Genomic DNA, 21,048 nt, shown 5'->3' with positions numbered 1-21,048 from the left:
GCATCGGAGCACCCCGTGAGGCACTGCGCCGTCCCGCCTCGCCAGACACGACGCGGACGTTGAAGGACAGGATCACCGGCACGTTCTCCGCGGTGATCGTCATCGCGACAGAAGCGGCAGGCGACCATGTACGACCAGGCACGCGCCCAGCAGCCCCCGGACCGGCCCTCGGATCGTGGTGAACGCCGCAGCCCGGGCCCGGATTCGCTGCTCCCGCCGGACGGACGCGACCGGGTATCGCTGCGCCTCGGGCACGCCCTCAACGCTCTGGCCGACGACCCCCGCGAGGCCCTGGCGGAAGCCGAGGCCGCCCTCGACGACGTCGGCACCCTGCTCGCGGACGCCCTCGCGGAACGGCGACGGGCCCTCCGCGACGGCTGGCAGGACCCCTCGGCGGAGTCCGAGGAATTCCGGCTCGCGATGAGGCGGTACCGGGAGATCACACAGCGCCTGCTCCGTCTCTAGCAGTACGGCGGTCAGGGCCTGCTGGAGGAGGCCGGACAGGACGCGCTGGTCCGGGGGATGGGCGAACATCCGCGCGCTGACGGTGAATGTGCCGCGCTCCGGGTCCGCCGTGATCCGCTCCACCCGCCCGACTGGCCGCCGTCCCGTCGGCCGCGCCGGTGACCTGGGCGCGGGTCACCTCGCCGCAGCCGATGAGTTCGCCGCGGGGGCGTGGTCTGTTCTCGCGTACGGACGGGCACGTACGGACGAAGGGGAGGGCTTGTGATGGGGAAGCGACTGGGGGGCGTCGTCGTGAGTGCCGCGCTGGCGGCGGGCTCGATCGTCGGGACCGGCGGCGCCTCGGTGGCCGCCGGGGCGGCGGGGGACGGCGCCGGTGAGCGGCGGTCGTACACCGGGGAGATCGACGGCGCGAAGTACCGTGTGGAGGTCCCCGAGGACTGGAACGGGACGCTGCTGCAGTTCAGCCACGGCTACTACCCGGCGGGCTGGTCGCCGGAGAAGATCGCCCTCACCAACAGCGAGGAGGCCGAGAAGGCCCTGCTGGACAAGGGGTTCGCGCTGGCGGCGTCCGGCTACAAGGGCACGTACGGCTACGCGGTCGAGGACGCGCTGACCGATCAGCTCGCGCTGCGGGACTGGTTCGCCGAGCATGTCGGGCGGCCCGGGCGCACCATCAGCACGGGCCAGTCCATGGGCGGGACCGTCGCCACGCTGCTGGGCGAGCGGTATCCGGAACGGTTCGACGGCGTGCTGGCGATGTGCGCGGAGTACGACGGTAACGGCACCTGGAACACCACCCTGGACATGACGTACGCGCTCCGGACGCTGCTCGTCCCCGAGGCCGACCAGGACATCGACCTCGTACGCCCGCGCGACGCCGAACGCTCCGTGAAGGTGCTGGAGACCGCCGTCGACAAGGCGCTCAAGAGCAAGCGCGGCCGGGCCCGCCTCGCGCTGGCGGGCTCGCTGGGCAACGTCCCCGGCTGGTACTCCGCGCACGAGGCGCGGCCGGAGAAGACCGCGGACCGCGTGCGCGCGCAGGCGAAGTGGCTGCGCAACGCGTATATCGCGGGCACCGGCCCGCTCGCCCGGCTCGACCTGGAGCGCCGGGCGGGCGGCAACCCCTCGACGAACGCGGGTGTCGACTACCGCCGCCAGGTGGCCGGTTCGGCGCAGAAGGACCTGGTCCGCAAGGCGTACGCGGAGGCCGGGGCCGCCGGTGCCGGGCTCTCCGCCGACCTGGCGAAGCTGAACGCGGGCGAGCGGATCGCCCCCGACGCGAAGGCCGTCGACTACATGAACCGGTACACCATCGCGTGCGGAACGGCCCCGGGACCGGTGGTGACGCTCCACAACGCCCAGGACGGCGGCGCGGTCTCCGACCAGGCCGGATGGTACGCCGGTCAGGTCCGCCGCCATGGCGACCCGGACAACCTCCGGCAGATGTACGTCGACCGCGGCTCGCACTGCGCGTTCAGCGCGGCCGACGAGATCACCGCGCTCAAGACCCTGCTGGCCAAGGGCGACACCGGCCGCTGGCCCAGCACGGACCCGCGGACGCTGAACCGGTCCGTGAGCCGCTACGAGCCGCGGCTCCAGCAGGTGCTGGACCTCGGCACGTTCGAGAAGAAGGCCGTCCCGCCCGCCTTCACCCACTTCACCCCGGCCCGCTTCCCGCGCCCTTCCCGCTGAGGCGCCCCGGTTCTTTAGGTGAGAGGCATTTAAGTGAGTGCTAAGCTAAATGTGTAGTGCGTGAGTGCCGTCGACTGAACGAGCGCTCATCTGTCTGTTGCTGGAGGACACATGGTGGACGTGCCGGACGCGGCACCCGCGCGGGACGCGGTGGAGGCGGTGCTGGAGCAGTGGCGCCGGGAGTGCCCCGACCTCGACTTCGCGCCGATCGGCGTGGTCGGCCGGATCATGCGGCTGTCCCGGCTGTGGGACAAGGAGATCAAGGACTTCCTCGCGGAACACGACCTGGAGCCGGGCGAGTTCGACATCCTCTCCACGCTCCGGCGCTCCGGCGAGCCCTACGAGCTGACCGCGAAGACCTTCCTCAAGGCCTCGCTGGTCACCACCGGGGCGATCACGCTGCGGGTGGACCGTATGGCGGCCAAGGACCTGGTCACGCGCGTGCCCGACGCCGTCGACCGCCGCTCGGTCAAGATCCGCCTGACCCCGCACGGGCTGGAGACGATCGACCGTGTCCTCCCCCTCCACCTGGCCAACGAGGCCCGCCTCCTGCGCGCCCTCGGCGCCGACGACCGCCGCCACCTCGCCGCCACCCTCGCCACGGTGCTGGAGACCCACGGCGACACCCCCGCCGGCACGCCCCGCTGAGGGAACGCCCCTCGCGGACCAGCGAGGGGCGGCCCGGTCGGGTCAGCCCTCCAGCTCCTGGCGCAGGAGGGACAGTTCGGCCGGTGACAGGTGCGCGGCGGCGTGGGCGGCGAGGGAGCGCTCCAGGGCGCGTCCGGCGTCCTGGAGCACCCGCTGCCCGCCGTCGCGGTCACGGACGGCGACCACGCCGCCGGACACCACGATCTCCTCCACGCCGTCCGCGGGGCCTCCGGTGATCCGCAGGCCCCGGTAGCCGAGCCCCTGGGGCGGGGCGGATCCGGGCGGCGCGGCGGGCAGGGCGGAGATCCGGCGCATCAGTTCCTCGCCGGCTTCCGGCGCGAGGCCGAACACGGGGTTCCGCCGCCCGCTGTAGAGATCGATCTCGATGTCCATGGGCTGTGACCGCTACCTGATCCTCTGCCGCTGGGAATTGCACCCGTAGAAGTATCCGGCAAATATCGTGTACGGGCCGCGATTTGCCGTTTCCGGGTTGTAGATGACGTTGTTGCTGTTGTCCGTGTTGCGGGCGGCCGTGCCGCCGGGCTTGTGGCCCCAGAATCCCTCCTTCTGCTTGCGGAACCAGTGGAAGTCGACGAAGCCGGGGCCGGGGGCGATGACCAGCGCCACCAGGTAGCGCGGCTTTTCGGTGTCGGGGAAGCAGTCGAACCTGCGGTGCATTCCGTCGCACAGTGCCGCGCGGCTCACCTCGGCGGCCGTGATGGCCTTGTACATGCTGCCGCAACCGCGCCCCGGCTGGGCGAACGTATTCGTCCTCCAGTTGCTCGCGTAGTTGTAGCAGTTGTTGTTCAGCCGGACGGTCGAGTCGTTGTTCCAGAACGCCGGGTTGAACGCGCCGAGTTCGATGGTGCAGGTGACGGCCGCGGTGGCGTCCTCCGTCGCCTCCTCGGTGCCTTCCTCGGCCTCGGCCTCCGCCGCGGCTTCCGCCGCCGGGGCGTTCCGGTCCGAGACGGTGAGCCGTGCGGAGGCGGCGAGCTGCTCGACCAGGTAGTAGCGGAGCGGGGCGTCCAGCGGCTGCGCCGCCTCGCCGGCGACGGCCGGGTCGCCCCGCTCCATCAGGGTGACGAGCCGCTCGCCGATCTCGGCCGCACGGCCGCCGCGGGCCAGCGCGCCGACCGGGAGATACATCCTCGGCTCGGTGCCGAATTCCGCCCCGAACTCGTCGTTGAGCGGTTCGATCCAGAATCCGCGGGCGCCGAGCATGCCTTCGGCGGGTGCGTCGGCGACGAACAGATTGCGATTGCTCTCCACCTCGCGGAGCAGCGCCCGTACTTCATTCTCGTCGGTGATGTGGGAGACCGGGTCGGGGCGGCCGGAAAAGATGTCGGCCGTGATGCGGAGCATACGTGCGTCCCCCCTCTGATTCGCGGCAGCGGATTACCGGGGAACTCCTTTGCCCCCGGTCGGATGTCCCCCCTGCCCGCAGGGCCGGGGAATGGTGGATCACTCCGCTGTGCCGGTTGCAATGAAAGGGGATTTACACCGCGCCGCAGGGGCCGTCAACGGCCGACAAATGGCCTCCGGCGCTAATCGTCCGGCAACTACGGCACTTGCAGTGGATCAGTACGCCAAAACCGCTATCGCGGTCGCCTAGAGCGCGGGGCGGGGACGGTGGGCCCGGATGTCCAGCGGGCGGCCGTCGGGGTCGCGTGCCGTCAGCGTCCACTGCGTGGGCAGGGTCTCGATCTCCCCGGCGGGCCACCCGGCGCCCAGGAGCCGCTCGCGCACCTCGCGCAGCCGGTCGTACGTCGCCACGCGCAGCCCCCACCCCGCGCGGCGCAGCGGGTCGAGTCCGGTCGCGGGCGCGGCTGCCGTCTCGACGGCCATGAGGTGGTCGTCGCCGCCGACGTCGAGGACCGCGATCCGCGGATCGGACGACGTCGCCGCGCGCTCGAACGCGAGCCTCGCGCCCAGCAACTCCGTGTAGTACGCCACGAGTCGGTCGAGGTCGGTCGTGGACAGGGTCAGATGATTGATTCCGAGAAGGTCGGTCATGGTCCGGCCGACTGTAGCCGGGGCGACCGCGGCCCGGGAGGCTTCGCCTGGGCCGACCGCGGCCCCGGGGGGGCTTCGCCTGGGCCGACCGCGGCCTCGGGGGGCTTCGCCTGGGCCGACCGCGGCCTCGGGGGGCTTCGCCTGGGCCGACCGTGGTCCGCCCGACCGCCGTCCGCCCGACCGCCGTCCGTCCGACCGCCGTCCGTCCGACCGCCACGCGGGCCAAATGCGGCCCGGCGGCGATGAGTTCCGCGCGGCCCGCGGGTCTGTACCTGTGAGAAGCCGCCGGAGCGCGGGAAGCCGCCGACGCGGCACAGCCGACCCACAGGAGCCGTCATCATGAGCGTCACCACCGCCGCACAGAGCCGTCCGGGCCTCGTCCGTTCCGCCGCGGGCACGCGCCGTCCGTGGGCCACGCGCCCCGTGTGGCTCGTCGGCACGCTGGCCACCGCCGCCGGTGCGGCGGTCACCGAGGTGTTCACGCTGGCCGCCCGGGGGCTGGGCGTGCCGATGGCCGCGGCCACCGGCGGCGCGCGGGAGGCCGCGGCCATCCCCGTCGGCGGCTTCGCGATGGCCGTGGTGCTGTCCTCGGTGGCCGGGGTCGTCCTCGCCATGGCGCTCGCCCGCTGGGCCAAGCGCCCCGCCCGTACGTTCGTGATCGTCACCGGCGTGTTGACCGCGCTGTCGCTGGTCGAGCCGCTCGCGTTCACCGTGCACACCGCCGTGTCCACGCAGCTCGTCCTGGCCCTGTCCCACCTGGTCGCCGCCGCGGTGATCGTGCCGCCGCTGGCACGCCGCCTGGCGCACCGCCGCGCGTGACGCACCGCCGCGCGAGACGGCAGGCGGGCCCGTACGCGCTCGTACGTGCTGTACGTACCCGTACGTACCCGTACGCGACGGCGCCGGGCCGCGCGCGGCCCTACGGAGCGCCGGGCCGAACCTCGGACGGGATGTCGTGTGAGGTTTCCGGCGGGGCGGAGTGGGCCGTTCCGGTGACGAGCGCGTCCGCCGTCATCACCGCCGTCGCGATCGACGCACCCAGCGCGAGGCCCGCGAGGGCGTCGGTCGCCCAGTGCACCCCCAGATAGACGCGGCTGGCGCCCACCAGGACCGAGCACGCCAGGGCCCCGCCCCACAGCGCGGCGCGTACGGCCCGTGAGGCGACACGCTCGCCGATGACGTACGCCAGGATCAGCAGCACGGCCGTGGCGATCACCGTGTGCCGGGAGGGGAAGCAGAAGCCCTCCTCGGGGATCGCCCAGAGCGCCGACGGGGGGCGGTGGCGGTCCGTCGTCTCCTTGGCCAGCGTCGCGAGGGCGACGGAGAGCGCGCCCGTACCGCCGACCAGCAGCAGCGGGCGCCAGGCCCGCTCGCGCCAGGAGACCAGCAGGGCGCCCAGGACGGTGACGAAGAGGAGCGGGTACTTCGAGGCGTGCGTGACGACCTTCATCGGCCCGTCGAGCGCGGCGGCACGGTGCTCGACCGCCCCGTTCAGCACCGGCTCGTCGACGAACCCCGTCTCCCGCTCCAGCACCAGCCCCGCGCAGACGGCGAACGCGATCAGCGAGACCAGCAGCGTGGCCACCACCAGCGGCACGGCCGAACGGGACATCGCGGAACCACTCCAGACCGGACGACGGAGGGACGGGGTGAGGTGAGAGGGGCGGTGAGGTGACGGGAGCGTTTCCACGCCCGTCGCGGCGCCACGCCGTCCCCTGCGCGCCTGTACCGGAACGGAGGCGTCACGACACCCGGAGGGCGCATTCGGTGCGCGTACGGGGACGCGGGCGGGGCGCATACGGGAAGCGAGCGGAAGCGCAAGCAGGGTGCAAGCGGGGCGCGGCGCGCGGGGGCGGGGCCGAGTGGCCGTCGGGCCGCTCAGACGTCAAATTAGGACAGTGCAGGAGAAGAGCGACCAACCGGACGATGAGTACAGCCCTGAGTACCAGCGCGAGTGCCGGACCGGACGCCGGCGCGATGACCGGTCCGACCCCGAGGGCTGGACGCGGCCCGCCGCGCCCGACACCGACAGGGACCGGCCCGCCGCCGGGGACAGGCACCGCACGGCGAACGACGGGCACGAGGGTGGCCGGGACCGGGGCCGGGACCGGGACCGGGGCCGGGACCGGGACGGGGGCCCGTACCACCGCACGCTGCGCCGCTACGCCCGCGTGCTGCCCGCGGCCTTCATCGTGCTCGGGACGGTGATCGAGATCCTCCGCCCCGGCCTGACGATCTCGGCGCTCTTCGCCGCCGCGCCCATCGCCGCCGCCGCGCTCCAGACGATGCGCGCCACGGTGATCACCGGAATCGTCTCGTGCACGACGATCAGCCTGCTCGCGGCGTTCTTCGACCACGACGTGGAGGGCTTCGAGCGCGAGCTGCCCGCGCTCGCCGTCGTCGCCGTCTCGCTCCTCGCCGTCGGCATCAGCTATCTGATCCGCCGCAACGACGAGCAGCTCGCCAGCGCCCGTATCGTCGCCGAGGCCGCGCAGCTCGCCGTGCTGCCCGCGCCGCCCTCGCGGGTCGGCGGGCTCATCGTCGCCGCGCGCTACAAGGCCGCGCAGACCGACGCCAGCATCGGCGGGGACTTCTACGCCGTACAGCACACGCCGCACGGCGTACGGCTCATCGTCGGCGACGTCCGGGGCAAGGGGCTCGGCGCGGTCTCCGCGGTCGTCATCGTGATCGGCGCGTTCCGCGAGGCGGCCGAGGAGGAGCCGACGCTGGCGGGGGTCGCCGCGCGGCTCGACCGTTCGCTGGAGCGCGAGGGGCAGCGGCGGCTCGGCATCCAGCAGTTCGAGGGCTTCACCACCGCCGTCCTCGCCGAGCTGCCCCCGGTCGCCGAGGGCGCGGCGACCCGCGTCCTGCGGCTCATCAACCGGGGCCATCCGCCGCCGCTCCTGCTCGACCACGGCACCGTCCGCTCGCTCGACCCCCGCGTCCCCGCGCTGCCGCTGGGCGTGACGGAGCTGGGGGTCTGGCCGGACCGCGCCGACGAGTTCGCGTTCCCCGCGGGCGCGCAGCTCCTCCTCTACACCGACGGACTCTCCGAGGCGCGCGACGAGGACGGCGAGTTCTACGACCCCGTACAACGGCTGTCCGGCTGCCCGTTCGAGGACCCCGACGCGGTGCTCGACATGCTCGTACGGGACGTCGAGGCGCACACGGGCGGCGGGACGTCCGACGACATGGCGCTGCTCGCCGTGGGCCGCCCGGAACGGCCGGGGCGGGCGGCGTCGCAGGCCGCGTCACGCACCTGTTAGCGGTTACGCTCCGCGATTCTCCGCCTCAACTCCGGTGACCACGCGCCCCAATTGGCCCCACCTGCCCCGGAAAGTGCTGGCCATGGTGACTACGAATTAACGGGAACGGCTTGGAATCACGGGCGCGCTTCTATTAACGTCCGATAACGCAGCGCGGTCGTCACTGTCGTCACGAGAGACGGCACCGTGCGCCGTCGCCGAATCCCGCGCGTGCGACACCACGAGCGACAACTCGTCGGGCACCGCACGCACCTCGGGAACCGGGGAACCACCCCTTCGTGTCAGCCCAGACCCGGAGGATGGGGTGAATCGGGCCGGTTCGCGCCGTCCCGTAGGAGACCTTCCTGCTCCGAACCCGTCAGCTAACCCGGTAGGCGAGAGGAAGGAAAGGAGAACGCCCCCCGTGGCGTCCAGGTCGCAGAGGCATGCCCCCGAGGTCGCGTACGACCCGTTCCACGACGACGACGGGTCGGCGCCGTACGACGCGTACGGCCCCTATGACGCGTACGGCCCCTACGACGCCGCCCCCGGCGCCGGGGGCGAGGAGACCTGGGAGGAGTGGAACCCCACCGAGGAGTCCATCCGCCCGGTCCGCGGCCGTCACCGCGTCGGCAAGCAGCGCAGCGGCGGCATGGCCCGCAGCGGCGCCGTCCTCGGCGTCGGCATGATCGCCGCGGTGGGCGCGGGCGGCATGGCCACCGCCAAGGACAAGGACCCGGCGGCCATCTCCATGCCCGACCTGGGCTCCGTCGCGAACCTGGGCGAGCACCTCCCCGAGGCCGAGGACCTCCCGGGCGTCGGCGACCTCATATCCGACGACTCCGCCTCCGGCGACGCGGACGAGCTGGCCGGCGCCGCCGCCGAACAGCCGCTCACCCAGGCCGGGCTGACGCAGGAAGAGGCCGCCGAGGGCACCACCGACGCGGGCGAGGCGCTCCGCGCCCGGATCCTCGCGCAGGCCGAGCAGCAGAAGCACAACACCGAGGACGAGGCCCGCGAGAAGGCCGCCACCGAGGCCGCCCAGAAGGCCGCGGCCGAGGCGAAGAAGAAGGCGGACGCCGAAGAGGCCAAGCAGAAGAAGGCCGAGGCGGAGCGCAAGCGCAAGATCGCCGAGGAGAAGAAGCGGAAGGCCGAGGCCGAGCGCCGCGCCAAGCTCGCCCGCCAGTACGTCGTCCCGGTCTCCAACTACCAGCTCAGCGCCGGTTTCGGCCAGGCGGGCGGCATGTGGCAGAGCGACCACACCGGCCAGGACTTCGCCGCCCCCAACGGCACCCCCGTCAAGGCGATCCACTCCGGCACGATCAAGGAAGCGGGCTGGGCAGGCTCGTACGGCTACCGCATCGTGCTGGAGCTGGAGGACGGCACCGAGATCTGGTACTGCCACCTCTCCTCGATGACCAAGTCGGCCGGCGAGAAGGTCGGCACCGGCGACGTCGTCGGCCGCGTCGGCTCCACCGGCAACTCCTCGGGCCCCCACCTCCACGTCGAGGTCAGGCCCGGCGGAGGCGACCCGGTCGCGCCGCTGCCGTGGATGCGCGAGAAGGGCATGAACGTCTGACGGGAGGCCCTCAGGTCTCACGGACCCTCGGGTCTCACAGACCCCGGGTCTCACGGACCCCGGGTCTCACAGGCCCTCAGGTCTCTCCTGTCACGCAGGACCCACCCCCCACACCCACACCCCGCGTCGTCGCCCCGCACCGCCGAGGCACGCCGCACGCACGCACGTACACGCGAACGCACGTACGCGTACGTACCCGCGCTCCCGCCTCAGCACGTCAGGAGGGGACGGGGCGGCGACGGCGGGGCCTCACAGACCCGGCGGTCCTGGCGGACCACCCCCCGACGCCAGGACCGTCGTCCATGACCGCATGCCCTCACGCGCGCTACGGTCGCCTCATGCCACTGCGTACGCACAAGGTCGGACAGCTCTCGGTCTCCTCCCTCTGCCTCGGCGGCAACGTCTTCGGATGGACGGCCGACGCCCCCACGTCCTTCGCCGTCCTCGACGCCTACACCGAGGCGGGCGGCAACTTCCTCGACACCGCGGACACGTACGCCTCCTGGGTCGAAGGACTCCAGGGCGGCGAGTCCGAGACCGTCCTCGGCGACTGGCTCGCCGCGCGCGGCAACCGCGACCGCGTCGTCCTCGCCACCAAGGCCGGCGGCCACCCGCGCTTCAAGGGCCTGGCCCCGGACACGCTGCGCGCGGCGGTCGACGCCTCCCTGGCCCGCCTCCGCACGGACTACATCGACCTCTTCTACACCCACTTCGACGACGAGTCCGTCCCCGTCGAGGACATCATGGGCACCCTCGACGAGCTGGTCCGCGCGGGCAAGATCCGTGAGATCGCCGCCTCCAACATCTCCCCCGAGCGCCTGCGGGCCTCGCTCGCCGCCAGCGACCGCGAGGGCCTGGCCCGCTACGTCGCCCTCCAGCCCCACTACAACCTCGTCTCCCGCGACACGTACGAGGGCGAGCTGTCGGCCCTCGCGGCGGAGGCGGAGCTCGCGGTGATCCCGTACTACGCGCTGGCCGCGGGCTTCCTGACGGGCAAGTACCGCCCGGACCAGCCGGTCCCGGACAGCGCGCGCAGCGGCGGCGCCGCCCGGCACCTGGAGACGGAACGGGGCCGCCGCGTCCTGCGCGAACTGCTCGCCGTCGCCGACGAGCGGAACGCGAGCCCGGCGACGGTCGCCCTGGCCTGGCTCGCCGCCCGCCCCACGGTCACGGCCCCCCTCGCGAGCGCCCGCACCGTGGACCAGCTCGGACCGCTGCTGGCCCTGGGGGACCTGGAGCTGACGGAGGAGGAACAGGAGCGCCTGACAAGGGCGTCGGCGTAGGGGGACCGGGGACCGGGGACCGGCGTAGGGGGACGGGGAACCAGGGACCTACCCGGGGGGGGCTTACCGGGGGGCCTGCCCGTAAACACGCCCGACGGGGAGCCGTACGACCTGCCGCTGGTCGGCGATCATCGCGGCCCGGTACTCGTCCCAGTCCGGGTGCTCGCCCTGGATCGCCCGATAGAGCGCGACGAGTTCCTCGACGGCGGCGTCGTACGGCTCCGCGGCCACGGCCGACAGCTCGGCGTCCCCCTCGACGACGGTCCAGGCCCACCCGTCCTCGGACATGACGTGGAAACTGGCGCGGGGATCCCGGAGAAGATTCCGGGTCTTGGCCCGGGAGGCGGTGACGGAAACGCGCACTGTGCGGGTCGCGGCGTCGTAGTGGTAATTGACATTGGACAACTGGGGCCGCCCGTCCCGCTTCAGCGTCACGAGTACGCCGAGCCGGCGCCGGGGCAGCAGGGAGAGCAGAGAGCTGTCATCCATAGGGCTCACTCTCCCGCACCCACCCCTCCTCGGCGAACACCCGACCGGCATACCGCCGCGCGCCCTCATCGGCAGAGGCGACCCGCACCCAGCTCTCGGGCGATTCCCCGAAACGGCCCCGAAGCGCCGCGGAGCCGGCCAACAGCTCGGAGATCAACTCCCCTTGAGGCCGAGCGGCCCGGGGCACGCCGTCCCGAGCCAGCAGCCCGTGCGCGGACACGTACATCTGCGCGTCGAGACCGGACACGGGCACGGGCACGGGCACGGGCACGCGCCGATAATTACGGCCCTCACTCGCGTCCATGACGGCAAGCTGTGCCTCGTCCAGCCAACTGAGAACGAGCGTGGAGGAGCCCCCGTCTCCCATGACGGGCGCAGCGGCAACATACCCGGCAGGACTCACATGCGCGGAAACCCCCACGCTCACGCCTTCCACAAGGGTCGGCGCCATGGGCACCACGCAGGACACCCCGGCAGCGGCAAACTTGTACCGCACCTGAGCGGGCGCCCCATTGGACCCCACGGCGAGAACGGGCGTCCGCCCGGAAAGCGGCGCCACCCGCCGAGCCCCGAGCAGCACATCGATCTCCCCCATCCCGACATCGACAAGCCGCTCCCCATCGAGCAGAGCCGCCCGATCGAGAAGCCGCCCGGGATAGGAGAGGGGATCGAGGAGGGGAACGGGGCCGAGATTCCTGTCGAACGCGGAATGCACAGAGCAAGGGGCCTCTCGCTGAGTACGGGCAGCGGCCGCAGCCATTACACAAGCTCTCTGCTGATTCCTGATACGAGGCTGGCCACTGTGAAGCGCCTCCGCATAGACGACGGCGGTTCTTCGGGGAAGGTCATCAGGCGTGGCCACCCCCATCATGAACGAGTGCGCTTCAAGGATCACGGCAGGACCGCAAAACTCTTCGCCTCCGCTGGACCACACCGGCGAAGGACCGACTCGCCGAGGATCACCCAGAACTCGGGCGGCTCAGCAGCGCCGAGCAACGCTGCACGGGCACGCACCCCAGCCCGGGCGTAATCCTCGGTCTGAAGCAACCCGGAGGCCAACTGAGGAGCCCACTCCTCAATGGTGGAGGCTTCAATGGTGGAGGCGTCGGCCTCCATCCTGGCGACGCCGACGAAGTACTCGGCGTACCTGGATCGCGGGGCACGCCGCGCATCGGCCCGCAGCCGTTCGAAGAACCCGTCGGTCCTGAGCCGTTGGCAAAACGGTGTGGTGTGAACTGGGGCCCGTTCAGGAGTGGGCGGGTGCTGAAGCCAGCAGTTCCCGGAGTTCTGAGGGAGTCCGCCAGGTCATCCCGTCGTGGGTGCGGTGGCACATGCGATGGCAGTTCGCGCACAGGAATGCCAGGTCGTCGAGCCTGGTCTCGCGCGGACCGGCCTGATGAAGGGGGAGGACATGATGGACTTCGATGAAGCCGGCACCCAACCCTCCGTAGACCCGTGCGAAATCGAAGCTGCAGACGGTGCACTGCAGAGGCTGGCCGCGACGCTGTGCTTGGGTGATCTTCTTCCGGCGGAGGACTGGGCTGCGTTCACGGTAGAGCGCCCAGCGGGTCAGGAGACGGCCTTCTGGCGCGGAATGACTGTCTTCGTCTGTCTCGTCTGGCTGTTCGGGTACCAGGTACAGCTCCCCGGAATCGACGCCGTTCCTCAGGGCGGAAGCAGCCTCCAGCATCTCGTCCGGCCTCGCCACGAAGTCGGCGATGACCTGGTGGTCGAGTTTGCCGCCTTTGGTCGGGCTTCCCGCGTACTCAGGGTGATTGCTCGCCAAGTCGGTCGTCTTGTGGCTGACGCTTCCCACCGAGCGGAAATTTGGGGCCTTGTGGCGGGCTTCCCCATGGAGCGGCAGCGAACGGAGGAGGTCTGAGAGGTCCTGAACACGCGGGTCGTTTTCGCGCAGTTCCTTCCAGTCGTTGGCCACGACGAGAGCGCAGGCGAGGAGTAGCTCATCCCGGGACCAGTTGGGGCTACGCATGTGGCAATCGTACAGTAGTTCGCTTCGGCGGGGGGCAGCACTGTCTTCTGTGCCGAGTCTTGCGCAAAGAGTGCGGGAGAGATAGGAGGCGCACGAGGTGCTGCGTGCGCCTGTAGGTGCTTCCGGTGAACCGGCAGGCGCAAGCCCCAAGTTGAGGAGTTGGTGGCATTCTGGGACTCCTGCGCCGAACGGACGCATGTTCCAGAAGCGGGAAGATGTACGCACGGCAAATGATGTCGCTCAAAGTGAACAAAGTGAGACTATGCGTGTTTGAGCTTCGTGCACGGTGACCGCCCCGCTGGTACGGCGGGGGGGCGATCGTGAGGGTGTCTCCAGTGGTTCAGGCGCTCTCTGTGATGATGGGCAGTGAGCTGAGGGGCATGGCCAGGCAAGGGAGGAGAGGTGCATGAAGAAGGCCGACCGGCGCTTCACTTCGGTGGAGGTCTGCGCTGGAGCAGGAGGGCAGGCTGTTGGGCTTCACCAGGCTGAATTCAGGCACCTCGCGCTCATCGAGATCGACGAAGATGCGTGCAACACTCTCCGGGCTAATGTGCAGAGGAAATGGAAAGACTGCCATGTGCTTAAGCGGGATCTCAAGAAGTTCAATGTGAGCGAGCTAGGGCTTAGGCGTGGTCAACTCGATCTCCTAGCGGGTGGTGTTCCGTGCCCCCCGTTCTCAGTTGCTGGGCATCAGTTGGGCCCTAATGATGAGCGTGACCTTTTCCCGGACATGCTGAGCATGGTTGAAAAGCTTCAGCCTAAAGCGGTGATGATTGAGAACGTCAGGGGCCTGGTCCACGAGAGGTTTCATGTTTACCGTCAGTCTATTACGCGGAGACTGAAGCGGGCGGGCTATGAAATCTGCATGTGGGACGTCATGGAGGCGCATCACTACGGTGTCCCGCAACTGCGTCCGAGGGCGATTCTCGTAGCTATGCGGCCCGAGTACGCAAAACACTTCAAGAAGCCAGCGCCTAGCGGGGAGAAGCCCGTCACGGTCGGTGATGCCCTGTGGCGTACGATGCGTGAGCGATTCAAGAATAGCGGGAATCCGGACTGGAAGACTGCTTACCAGAAATGGCACAGGGCGGCGAAGAAGGACATCGCTCCTACCCTTGTTGGCGGCTCAAAGAAACATGGGGGAGCCGACCTTGGCCCTACCCGTGCTAAGCGGGCTTGGGGCCAATTGAAGATCGACGGCATGGGCGTTGCTAACGATCCGGATCAGATGATCGATCCCGAGCGTGACCTATACGGCGAAAGGGGGCCCAAGCTCACAGTCCGGCAGGCAGCGATTATCCAGGGCTTTCCGAAAGACTGGAAGTTCACGGGGAAGAAGACCGCCGCATACCGGCAGGTGGGCAACGCCTTCCCTCCCCCTGTAGCCCGGGCAGTTGGCGAACAGATCAGAGAGGCGCTGAAGGCAGCGTTCCAGAATCAGGTTCCGGAGGCTGTCCTCTTCGAGCTTTCTGCTCAGGGGTCACCTCGGGGCGGCCCGGCGCTCTCGAACGACAGTGCCGATCCTGTCTGCGCAGGTGTCGGCTGACTCGTGCTCCCAGAAGCGCAGAATGGTCCAGCCCGCTGCCGCTAGATGTTGATCCGTATCGCGGTCCCGGGCCACGTTTCCGGCCACCTTCTGTGACCAGTATCCGGAGTTCGTTTTGGGGCGGACGTAGTGCTCGGGGCAGCCGTGCCAGTAGCAGCCATCAATGAAGACTGCGACTTTGGCTGGGCGGAAGACCATGTCCGCGGTGCGACGGAGGTAGGGGAGCGGCCGGGATGCCACTCGATAGCGTAGCCCCTGAGCATGGACGAGCTGCCGGATCAGCCGTTCCGGCTTGGTGTCTCTGCTCCTGATGGCCTGCATGTTGCGTCGCCTTGAGACAGAAGAAGCCCAGGAGCCTTCGGGAAGACCGGGGTCTGCTGTGGCGGGGCTCGTTCGGCTATTTCCAGGTTCCATTAGTCGGCGGCCTTGTTTTTCGGTTCCGGGATTCTGGGTGCTGGTTCCGGGGCATCGTGTTCATCAGCGACTACCCAGTACTCATCCTCAAGGATAGTCCTCGCCCTGTCGCCATGCTCAGGTCGCAATCTCGCAACTCGTACGCTCACAAATTCCCCCTTCCCCGCAACCGGGATTCCAAGGTTCCGGGAAATACCCTGGTGTATCGCATGGTCGCCAAGGATGATGATCCCCTCCTGCTGCAGGGAAGTGCGTGCTCCGCTGTTGTAACGCACGCGTTTTAGGTAGTCCTTCTGGCGTGCGAGGGTTCGGATGACATTTCGGTCGACCTTCCGCTGCTGCACCTGCCGGAAGAGTTCCCGCACGCGCGCCGCTCCGGGACTTCTCTTTGAGTCTGACCCGGCCTCAAGGATGGTCCGCTTTGATTCGGGTTCGATCTGCAGCAGCAGGTTCTCCTTGAGGGGGGCCTTTTCCCAGAGCCAGTGAACAGCGGTGTGTAGTTCTTTGGTCAGTCTGAACTTGCCGTCCCGATTCCCTTTCTTGGTCTCTTTACCGGATTTCGTGAGCTTCTCTCTGTTGGCGCGGAACAGGCCGGCGCTCCACTGGCTTGCATAGTCGTCCGCCCAGACCACCAGGCAGATTTCGCCAAGGGCCTCAGGCGGGATCATCCAGCCGTAAGGCTTCTGGGAGTACTTGCAGTCGACTTCGTATCCTGCGAGACAGTAGTCAAGGTCCTGGCCGCCTGCGAAGCCGAACTCCCGCTGGAGGTTAATCTCCACCAGGGTGCCTGCGTGAGTCTTCTCAGTCTTGTGGAGCTCCTGCCAGTCGAACCGCCCCGTGTTCTCTCCGTCGAGAAGCTGGTCGATCGTGTTGCGTAGCACTTTGGCGAAGCGTGTGCCGTACGGGTCAAGTTCCAGGAGGTAATCGCGCACGGCCATCAGCTCAGGATCGTCTGGTGCCGAAGCGGCCATGCTTGACGGAGCCGCCCAGTCCATCGGTAGTGGGTCGGTAGGAGTGTTGTCGCTCATCTCAGCCCAATCGCAGGTGTGGAACCGGTACACCGGAGAGTGCCACAGAAGCGGTAGGCGGAGGAGCGCAGGGGGCCGCATCGCCCCAGCAACTCGGACTGTTGCGTGGTGCGTTGGCTGTCAGCGCTACCCATTAGCGTGGTCGGCATCACTGGCCTGTGAGCGTGAGGTAGGCAGATGAGGACGACGGCACACGATGTACTGCAGCAGTTCTGCACTTCAGACCGTACGCAGCGGGTGTTTGCAGACTGGAGGGATGATCCTCGTCGCCGTGACGTGGTGCCGGCGGTGATGGAGCACGGCACGAGCGTGGTGTATGAGATGTCGCCTGGCGACGTGCAGTCCGTGTGCAGCCGGACTGAGCATGCACTGGGCTTAGTGCGGCGTGAGGTCGGGGAATCGGTAGCTGCCATCGTTGACTGGCACCCTGACTTTGCGTTCACACACATGTTTCATTTGTGCATGGAGCACATAGGGCATCTCCCGACCTACCAGGAGTTCCGTGAGTTCGCGGATACGGACCATCTGGGAATGCGAATGCTAGGAGGGCCCTCCCGGGCCAAGGTCAGGGAGGTTGCCAGTTTGGGCGTACCAGAGGACCGTGCGAGGGCTGCGATGCGATGGCGGGTGGGGAACGCGTACTACAGCTTCCTCCGGGAAGTCGTCACGGTTGTCACCCTGCGGCACCTTGGCGTTGATGTCCGGGTTCACCCACTCGCTGACGCGCTCTTCCGCGTAGATGCCTGGGTGGGACGCAAGGTGCTGAGCCTGCTCATAAGCAACAGAAAGTTCCGGCAGGGACAGAGGCACGGGCGCAAGGTACGTCCGGAGCTGTGGCTGGCTGACGTGTTCCCGCCGATGGAGTTTGAATGCATCGAGCTGCGGCCCGCTACTGAGTTCGGCCATGTGCACGTGCCGTCCACGGAGCACCTCACCGAAGTTGCAGATCGCTTGCGGGCAGCGACTTGACTCCGGTGCGAGCTGGGGAGCTGGGAACTTCTTCGTGGCCAAGAGAGGAGCAGGAGGGCCAGAGAGGGGCCCGGCGACCTGCCGTACGGTCCCCTCAGTACCGCCCCGCCAGTGTCAGCGCCGCGCTCGTCGTAGGGGGCCCGGCAAGGGGGCGGCGGTGCCAGAGGTGGTGGAGGAGTTCTTGTTCGCGGGCCGTGAAGTCGGGGGGCTTCGCGCCGTGGTCGGCGCGGGCGCGGAGGAGGGCCAGGGCTGTGGCGTAGTGCTGGTACTCCGCGACCGTGCGGGCCGCGGAGGGGCCGTGGCTGCGGCGGGCCGTCGTGCGGGCGAGGGCGCGGGCGCGCATGGAGGAGAGGGACCAGGGTTCCGGTTCGCTGAACCAGCCCGCCGCCGCGTAGGCCGGCAGCGTGTCGCGGACGATCCGCAGTTCGTGCTGGCGCGACCAGATCGAGAGCCAGACCAGGGCGCCGAACACCGGGATCATGAAGAGGCCGTAGACGGCCATGAAGGTCAGGTTGGGGAAGGACGCCGAGCCGTTCCATATGGCGTGCAGCAGGATGCCGGTGAAGAGGCCGACGAGGGGGAGGACCCAGCGCAGGGTCCTGCGCCGGTTGGGGAGGGTCGCGACGATGCCGAAGGCTATGCCCGCCATCGCCGTGAACAGGGGGTGCGCGAAGGGCGCCAGGATTATTCGGATGAAGAACGTCGCGGCCGTCGCGCTGTCCTGGAGGCTGTCGGGGTTGAGGATCTCGTCCTCGCCGTACGCCGTACCGAGGTAGAGGACGTTCTCGGTGAACGCGAAGCCCGTCGCCGTGATCCCCGCCGCGGCCGTCGCCGAGACCACGCTGTCCATATGCCGGCGCCGGTAGAGGAAGAGCAGCAGCAGGGCCGCCGCCTTCGTCGTCTCCTCGATCACCGGCGCCACGACCGTCGCGCCCAGCGTGTCCGCCTCGCTCGGTGAGTCGACCACGACCGAGCTGGCCAGCCAGTCGGTCGCGAAGCCGTTCGCGACGATCGCGACGAGCGTCGCCGCGCACGCGCCCCACGCGAACGCGAACAGGTGCGTACGCCAGGGCGCCGGCTCCGCCCCGTCGAGCCAGCGGAACGCCGCCAGCAGCAGCGGTACGGGGAACAGCGACAGGCCGAGGCCGACCAGCAGCCCCTGGGTGCCCGTCTGCTCGCGTACGAGCGCGAGGATCATGAGGCCGCACAGCGCGAGCAGCGTGACGAGGGTCAGCGCGCGCAGCGTGCGGCGGTGGCGGTGCCACCAGGAGGGGCCCTTGGCGGACGGTGCGTGCACGGAGGCGTAATGCCAGTCCGCGGGGGACGCGGGCATCGCCGGGAATGGGGATGACGGGGGCGGGGACGGGGACACGGACACGGACGGCGAGACGAGTTGCTGCGGCATGGGCGCGCCCGGCGCCGCTCCGGGTACAGCACCAGGCGCGCCCACGCTCGCACTCGCACCCGCCCATGCCTGCTGCACGGGCGGGCCCGGTATCGGTACCGCGTTCGGCGGCGGGGGCGCGCCTGGGGCGCCGCTGTCCTCGGTGTGCACCCGACGACAGTAACGAGTACGGGGGACATCCCCGGAGGCGAACCGTGGAGATCGGGTCAGCGGCGGCGGAACAGCAGGTCGCGGACGCCGTGCCCCTTGTCCAGGCCCTGCCCCTCGAACCGCGTGAGCGGCCGGAACGCGGGGCGTGGCGCGAAACCGCCGTCCGGCCGGGTGTTCTCGAAGGCGGGGTGCGCGGTCAGGACGTCGAGCATCTGCTCGGCGTAGTCCTCCCAGTCCGTGGCGCAGTGGACGAGCGCGCCCTCGCGCAGCGCCGGGGCCACCAGGTCGAGGAACTCGGGCTGGAGGAGCCGCCGCTTGTGGTGCCGGGCCTTGGGCCACGGGTCCGGGAAGTAGACCCGCAGCCCCGAGAGCGCGGCGGGGGCGATCATCTCGCGGAGGAGGATGATCGCGTCGCCGTTGCCGACGCGGACGTTCGTCAGGCCCTGCTCGTCCGCGAGGCGGAGGAGGTTTCCCTGGCCAGGGGTGTGGACGTCGACGGCGAGGATGCCGGTGCCGGGGTCGTCCGCCGCCATCTGGGCCGTGGCCTCGCCCATGCCGAAGCCGATCTCCAGTACGACCGGCAGCTCGGGGTCGTCGAACAGCTCGCCCAGGTCGAGGCGCCGGAGCCCGTCGATGTCGAAGCCCCAGCGGGGCCACAGCCGCTGCAGCGCGGCCCGCTGTCCCGCGGTGACGCGGCTGCGGCGCGGCTGGAAGCTGCGGATACGGCGCTCGTGGTGCGAACCGGCCGGGTCGGCGGCGGGCCCGGCGCCATGGGGGAACATCGTCGGTTTCTCGGACACAATGCCCACCATTTTACGGGCGCCGAGCGAGGGGCCAGGAGCTGACCCTCGGGCCTCCTTCCGGCCTGCCTCCGGGCCCCGGCACGCGCTAGCCGCGGCTCACCCGTACCGCCGCCAGCGCGCGCTGGGCGATCTCGCGGCCGATGGGGAGCGAGGCCGTCGCGGCGGGGGAGGGGGCGTTGAGCACGTGGATCGTGTGCGGGCCCTCCTCGACGAGGAAGTCGTCCACGAGGGTGCCGTCGCGCAGCACGGCCTGGGCGCGGACGCCCGCCGGTGCGGGGGTCAGGTCGTCGGCCGTGACCTCCGGCAGGAGCCTGCGCACCGCTTCTGTGAAGGCGCGGCGGGAGAGGGAGCGGCGCATCTCGCCCGCCCCGTATCTCCAGTGGCGGCGGGCGAGGCGCCAGCTTCCCGGGTACGCCAGCAGGCCGCCGAGGTCGGCCGCGCTGGCCTCCCCCCACGCGTACCCCTCGCGGGCCAGGGCCGGGACCGCGTTCGGCCCTATGTGGACCGAGCCCTCGACGCCGCGCGTGAGGTGGACGCCGAGGAACGGGAACGCCGGGTCCGGCACCGGATAGACCAGGCCGCGCACGAGGTCGCGGCGGTCGGCCGCCAGGTCGTAGAACTCCCCGCGGAAGGGGACGATCCGCGCCGGCGGCTCGTCCCCGGCGAGGCGGGCGACGTGGTCGCAGTACAGCCCCGCGCAGTTGACCAGCGCGCGGGCGCGCAGGACCGTGCCGTCCGCCGTGCGCACCGCGACGCCGCGGCCCACGCGGCGGTCGACGGCCTCGACGGCGGCCCCCTGCCCGTACCGCACCTCGTTCCCCGCGTCCGTGATCAGGCGGGCCAACTCGCGGGCCACCGCGGTGAAGTCGCAGATGCCGGTGGTGCCGACATGGATCGCCGCGAGCCCTCTGACGTGCGGCTCGTACTCGGCGATCTGGGCCGGGCCCAGCTCCCGTACGGGCAGGCCGTGCTGTCTGCCGCGCTGGATCAGGGCGTGCAGCCTGGGCAGCTCGGAGCGGTCGGTGGCGACGATCAGCTTGCCCGTGACCTCGTGCGGAATCCCGTGCTCCGAGCAGAACTTGACCATCTCGGCCGAGCCGCTGAGCGCGTACCGCGCCTTGAGCGAGCCCGGCGGGTAATAGATCCCGCTGTGGATCACGCCGCTGTTCCGCCCCGTCTGGTGGCGGGCGGGGCCCGGCTCCTTCTCCAGGACGGTCACGCGCGTGCCCGGCGCGGCGCGCGTGAGCGCATAGGCGGTGGACAGGCCGACGATGCCGGCGCCGATCACCAGCACATCGCAGTCGTAACGGTCGGCTCCCTGGCGCATGG

The 21,048-nt window shown here is 70.1% G+C and carries 22 protein-coding genes and 1 riboswitch; of the genes, 9 read left to right on the top strand and 13 right to left on the bottom strand.

Annotated elements, in window-relative coordinates:
• Positions 1 to 126: 126 nt before the first annotated feature.
• The 3 genes from ABD343_RS10450 (at position 127) to ABD343_RS10440 (ending at position 2,805) form a co-directional block, all read left to right on the top strand.
• Positions 127 to 465: a hypothetical protein gene (locus ABD343_RS10450; RefSeq protein ID WP_344526499.1), complete on the top strand. Its 339-nt coding sequence runs from the start codon at positions 127 to 129 to the stop codon at positions 463 to 465.
• Positions 466 to 729: 264 nt separating this feature from the next.
• Entirely contained in the window at positions 730 to 2,157 is a 1,428-nt protein-coding gene (locus tag ABD343_RS10445) for an alpha/beta hydrolase (RefSeq protein WP_344526497.1), read from the top strand.
• A gap of 111 nt (positions 2,158 to 2,268) precedes the next feature.
• Positions 2,269 to 2,805: a MarR family winged helix-turn-helix transcriptional regulator gene (locus ABD343_RS10440; protein ID WP_344526496.1), complete on the top strand. Its 537-nt coding sequence runs from the start codon at positions 2,269 to 2,271 to the stop codon at positions 2,803 to 2,805.
• 42 nt (positions 2,806 to 2,847) lie between these two features.
• On the opposite strand, the gene ABD343_RS10435 is transcribed toward ABD343_RS10440, so the two are convergent.
• The 3 genes from ABD343_RS10435 to ABD343_RS10425 form a co-directional block, all read right to left on the bottom strand.
• On the bottom strand, positions 2,848 to 3,198 hold the full coding sequence (locus ABD343_RS10435) for a hypothetical protein (RefSeq protein ID WP_344526494.1): 351 nt from the start codon (positions 3,196 to 3,198) through the stop codon (positions 2,848 to 2,850).
• 12 nt (positions 3,199 to 3,210) lie between these two features.
• A complete protein-coding gene (locus ABD343_RS10430) occupies positions 3,211 to 4,167 on the bottom strand; it encodes a hypothetical protein (protein ID WP_344526492.1) in 957 nt (318 codons plus the stop codon).
• Positions 4,168 to 4,413: 246 nt separating this feature from the next.
• Positions 4,414 to 4,818, bottom strand: coding sequence for a VOC family protein (locus ABD343_RS10425; RefSeq protein ID WP_344526490.1), 405 nt, complete (start codon positions 4,816 to 4,818; stop codon positions 4,414 to 4,416).
• A gap of 339 nt (positions 4,819 to 5,157) precedes the next feature.
• On the opposite strand from ABD343_RS10425, the gene ABD343_RS10420 reads away from it, so the two are divergent.
• Positions 5,158 to 5,637: a DUF6069 family protein gene (locus ABD343_RS10420; protein ID WP_344526488.1), complete on the top strand. Its 480-nt coding sequence runs from the start codon at positions 5,158 to 5,160 to the stop codon at positions 5,635 to 5,637.
• Between the two features lie 100 nt (positions 5,638 to 5,737).
• Here the strand turns inward: ABD343_RS10420 and ABD343_RS10415 are convergent, their stop codons facing one another.
• Complete coding sequence (locus ABD343_RS10415) at positions 5,738 to 6,430, bottom strand: phosphatase PAP2 family protein (RefSeq protein WP_344526486.1); 693 nt, start codon at positions 6,428 to 6,430, stop codon at positions 5,738 to 5,740.
• Positions 6,431 to 6,716: 286 nt separating this feature from the next.
• Between ABD343_RS10415 and ABD343_RS10410 the strand changes: the two genes are divergently transcribed.
• The 3 genes from ABD343_RS10410 (at position 6,717) to ABD343_RS10400 (ending at position 10,925) form a co-directional block, all read left to right on the top strand.
• Positions 6,717 to 8,084, top strand: a complete 1,368-nt coding sequence (locus tag ABD343_RS10410; RefSeq protein WP_344526484.1) for a PP2C family protein-serine/threonine phosphatase — start codon at positions 6,717 to 6,719, stop codon at positions 8,082 to 8,084.
• A 230-nt stretch (positions 8,085 to 8,314) separates the two neighbouring features.
• Positions 8,315 to 8,476: riboswitch (cyclic di-AMP (ydaO/yuaA leader) on the top strand.
• A gap of 11 nt (positions 8,477 to 8,487) precedes the next feature.
• Entirely contained in the window at positions 8,488 to 9,642 is a 1,155-nt protein-coding gene (locus tag ABD343_RS10405; protein ID WP_344526482.1) for a M23 family metallopeptidase, read from the top strand.
• Between the two features lie 338 nt (positions 9,643 to 9,980).
• Positions 9,981 to 10,925: an aldo/keto reductase gene (locus tag ABD343_RS10400; RefSeq protein ID WP_344526480.1), complete on the top strand. Its 945-nt coding sequence runs from the start codon at positions 9,981 to 9,983 to the stop codon at positions 10,923 to 10,925.
• Between the two features lie 63 nt (positions 10,926 to 10,988).
• Here the strand turns inward: ABD343_RS10400 and ABD343_RS10395 are convergent, their stop codons facing one another.
• The 4 genes from ABD343_RS10395 to ABD343_RS10380 all read right to left on the bottom strand — a co-directional run bounded on the left by ABD343_RS10395 (position 10,989) and on the right by ABD343_RS10380 (position 13,404).
• Positions 10,989 to 11,414, bottom strand: coding sequence for a PPOX class F420-dependent oxidoreductase (locus ABD343_RS10395; protein ID WP_344526478.1), 426 nt, complete (start codon positions 11,412 to 11,414; stop codon positions 10,989 to 10,991).
• On the bottom strand, positions 11,407 to 12,129 hold the full coding sequence (locus tag ABD343_RS10390) for a hypothetical protein (protein ID WP_344526476.1): 723 nt from the start codon (positions 12,127 to 12,129) through the stop codon (positions 11,407 to 11,409). Before ABD343_RS10390 ends, ABD343_RS10395 begins: the two co-directional genes overlap by 8 nt.
• Before the next feature lie 176 nt (positions 12,130 to 12,305).
• A complete protein-coding gene (locus tag ABD343_RS10385; RefSeq protein WP_344526474.1) occupies positions 12,306 to 12,530 on the bottom strand; it encodes a Scr1 family TA system antitoxin-like transcriptional regulator in 225 nt (74 codons plus the stop codon).
• A 130-nt stretch (positions 12,531 to 12,660) separates the two neighbouring features.
• A complete protein-coding gene (locus ABD343_RS10380) occupies positions 12,661 to 13,404 on the bottom strand; it encodes an HNH endonuclease (RefSeq protein ID WP_344526472.1) in 744 nt (247 codons plus the stop codon).
• 406 nt (positions 13,405 to 13,810) lie between these two features.
• On the opposite strand from ABD343_RS10380, the gene ABD343_RS10375 reads away from it, so the two are divergent.
• Entirely contained in the window at positions 13,811 to 14,950 is a 1,140-nt protein-coding gene (locus tag ABD343_RS10375) for a DNA cytosine methyltransferase (RefSeq protein ID WP_344526470.1), read from the top strand.
• On the opposite strand, the gene ABD343_RS10370 is transcribed toward ABD343_RS10375, so the two are convergent.
• Both ABD343_RS10370 and ABD343_RS10365 read right to left on the bottom strand, forming a co-directional pair.
• Complete coding sequence (locus tag ABD343_RS10370; RefSeq protein ID WP_344526468.1) at positions 14,885 to 15,364, bottom strand: very short patch repair endonuclease; 480 nt, start codon at positions 15,362 to 15,364, stop codon at positions 14,885 to 14,887. The two genes, ABD343_RS10375 and ABD343_RS10370, sit on opposite strands and share 66 nt — an antisense overlap.
• Positions 15,364 to 16,302 carry a NaeI family type II restriction endonuclease gene (locus tag ABD343_RS10365; protein ID WP_344526466.1) on the bottom strand — a complete coding sequence of 313 codons (939 nt, stop codon included), beginning with the start codon at positions 16,300 to 16,302 and terminating at the stop codon, positions 15,364 to 15,366. Before ABD343_RS10365 ends, ABD343_RS10370 begins: the two co-directional genes overlap by 1 nt.
• Positions 16,303 to 16,569: 267 nt before the next feature.
• Between ABD343_RS10365 and ABD343_RS10360 the strand changes: the two genes are divergently transcribed.
• Positions 16,570 to 17,361 carry a hypothetical protein gene (locus ABD343_RS10360; RefSeq protein WP_344526464.1) on the top strand — a complete coding sequence of 264 codons (792 nt, stop codon included), beginning with the start codon at positions 16,570 to 16,572 and terminating at the stop codon, positions 17,359 to 17,361.
• 94 nt (positions 17,362 to 17,455) lie between these two features.
• Here ABD343_RS10360 and ABD343_RS10355 read toward each other — a convergent pair whose 3' ends face one another.
• The 3 genes from ABD343_RS10355 to lhgO all read right to left on the bottom strand — a co-directional run bounded on the left by ABD343_RS10355 (position 17,456) and on the right by lhgO (position 21,046).
• Positions 17,456 to 18,694, bottom strand: a complete 1,239-nt coding sequence (locus ABD343_RS10355; protein WP_344526462.1) for a PrsW family intramembrane metalloprotease — start codon at positions 18,692 to 18,694, stop codon at positions 17,456 to 17,458.
• A 278-nt stretch (positions 18,695 to 18,972) separates the two neighbouring features.
• A complete protein-coding gene (trmB, locus tag ABD343_RS10350; protein ID WP_425578149.1) occupies positions 18,973 to 19,728 on the bottom strand; it encodes a tRNA (guanosine(46)-N7)-methyltransferase TrmB in 756 nt (251 codons plus the stop codon).
• Between the two features lie 76 nt (positions 19,729 to 19,804).
• Positions 19,805 to 21,046 (bottom strand): L-2-hydroxyglutarate oxidase, encoded by a 1,242-nt coding sequence (gene lhgO, locus ABD343_RS10345; protein WP_344526649.1) that lies wholly within the window; start codon positions 21,044 to 21,046, stop codon positions 19,805 to 19,807.
• Positions 21,047 to 21,048: the final 2 nt, after the last annotated feature.

The organism is Streptomyces albiaxialis (assembly GCF_039530985.1).
Classification (GTDB): domain Bacteria; phylum Actinomycetota; class Actinomycetes; order Streptomycetales; family Streptomycetaceae; genus Streptomyces; species Streptomyces albiaxialis.
Note: the sequence above shows the minus strand (reverse complement) of the source record. Positions and strands in the feature narration are given on the sequence as shown.

Excerpts from the sequence above, each read along its gene's own strand:
- ABD343_RS10450 (WP_344526499.1), top strand. The coding sequence starts at position 127 with ATGTACGACCAGGCACGCGCCCAGCAGCCCCCGGACCGGCCCTCGGAT.
- ABD343_RS10445 (WP_344526497.1), top strand. The coding sequence starts at position 730 with ATGGGGAAGCGACTGGGGGGCGTCGTCGTGAGTGCCGCGCTGGCGGCG.
- ABD343_RS10440 (WP_344526496.1), top strand. The coding sequence starts at position 2,269 with ATGGTGGACGTGCCGGACGCGGCACCCGCGCGGGACGCGGTGGAGGCG.
- ABD343_RS10435 (WP_344526494.1), bottom strand. The coding sequence starts at position 3,198 with ATGGACATCGAGATCGATCTCTACAGCGGGCGGCGGAACCCCGTGTTC.
- ABD343_RS10430 (WP_344526492.1), bottom strand. The coding sequence starts at position 4,167 with ATGCTCCGCATCACGGCCGACATCTTTTCCGGCCGCCCCGACCCGGTC.
- ABD343_RS10425 (WP_344526490.1), bottom strand. The coding sequence starts at position 4,818 with ATGACCGACCTTCTCGGAATCAATCATCTGACCCTGTCCACGACCGAC.
- ABD343_RS10420 (WP_344526488.1), top strand. The coding sequence starts at position 5,158 with ATGAGCGTCACCACCGCCGCACAGAGCCGTCCGGGCCTCGTCCGTTCC.
- ABD343_RS10415 (WP_344526486.1), bottom strand. The coding sequence starts at position 6,430 with ATGTCCCGTTCGGCCGTGCCGCTGGTGGTGGCCACGCTGCTGGTCTCG.
- ABD343_RS10400 (WP_344526480.1), top strand. The coding sequence starts at position 9,981 with ATGCCACTGCGTACGCACAAGGTCGGACAGCTCTCGGTCTCCTCCCTC.
- ABD343_RS10395 (WP_344526478.1), bottom strand. The coding sequence starts at position 11,414 with ATGGATGACAGCTCTCTGCTCTCCCTGCTGCCCCGGCGCCGGCTCGGC.
- ABD343_RS10385 (WP_344526474.1), bottom strand. The coding sequence starts at position 12,530 with ATGGAGGCCGACGCCTCCACCATTGAAGCCTCCACCATTGAGGAGTGG.
- ABD343_RS10380 (WP_344526472.1), bottom strand. The coding sequence starts at position 13,404 with ATGCGTAGCCCCAACTGGTCCCGGGATGAGCTACTCCTCGCCTGCGCT.
- ABD343_RS10375 (WP_344526470.1), top strand. The coding sequence starts at position 13,811 with ATGAAGAAGGCCGACCGGCGCTTCACTTCGGTGGAGGTCTGCGCTGGA.
- ABD343_RS10370 (WP_344526468.1), bottom strand. The coding sequence starts at position 15,364 with ATGGAACCTGGAAATAGCCGAACGAGCCCCGCCACAGCAGACCCCGGT.
- ABD343_RS10365 (WP_344526466.1), bottom strand. The coding sequence starts at position 16,302 with ATGGCCGTGCGCGATTACCTCCTGGAACTTGACCCGTACGGCACACGC.
- ABD343_RS10360 (WP_344526464.1), top strand. The coding sequence starts at position 16,570 with ATGAGGACGACGGCACACGATGTACTGCAGCAGTTCTGCACTTCAGAC.
- ABD343_RS10355 (WP_344526462.1), bottom strand. The coding sequence starts at position 18,694 with ATGCCCGCGTCCCCCGCGGACTGGCATTACGCCTCCGTGCACGCACCG.
- trmB (WP_425578149.1), bottom strand. The coding sequence starts at position 19,728 with ATGGTGGGCATTGTGTCCGAGAAACCGACGATGTTCCCCCATGGCGCC.
- lhgO (WP_344526649.1), bottom strand. The coding sequence starts at position 21,046 with ATGCGCCAGGGAGCCGACCGTTACGACTGCGATGTGCTGGTGATCGGC.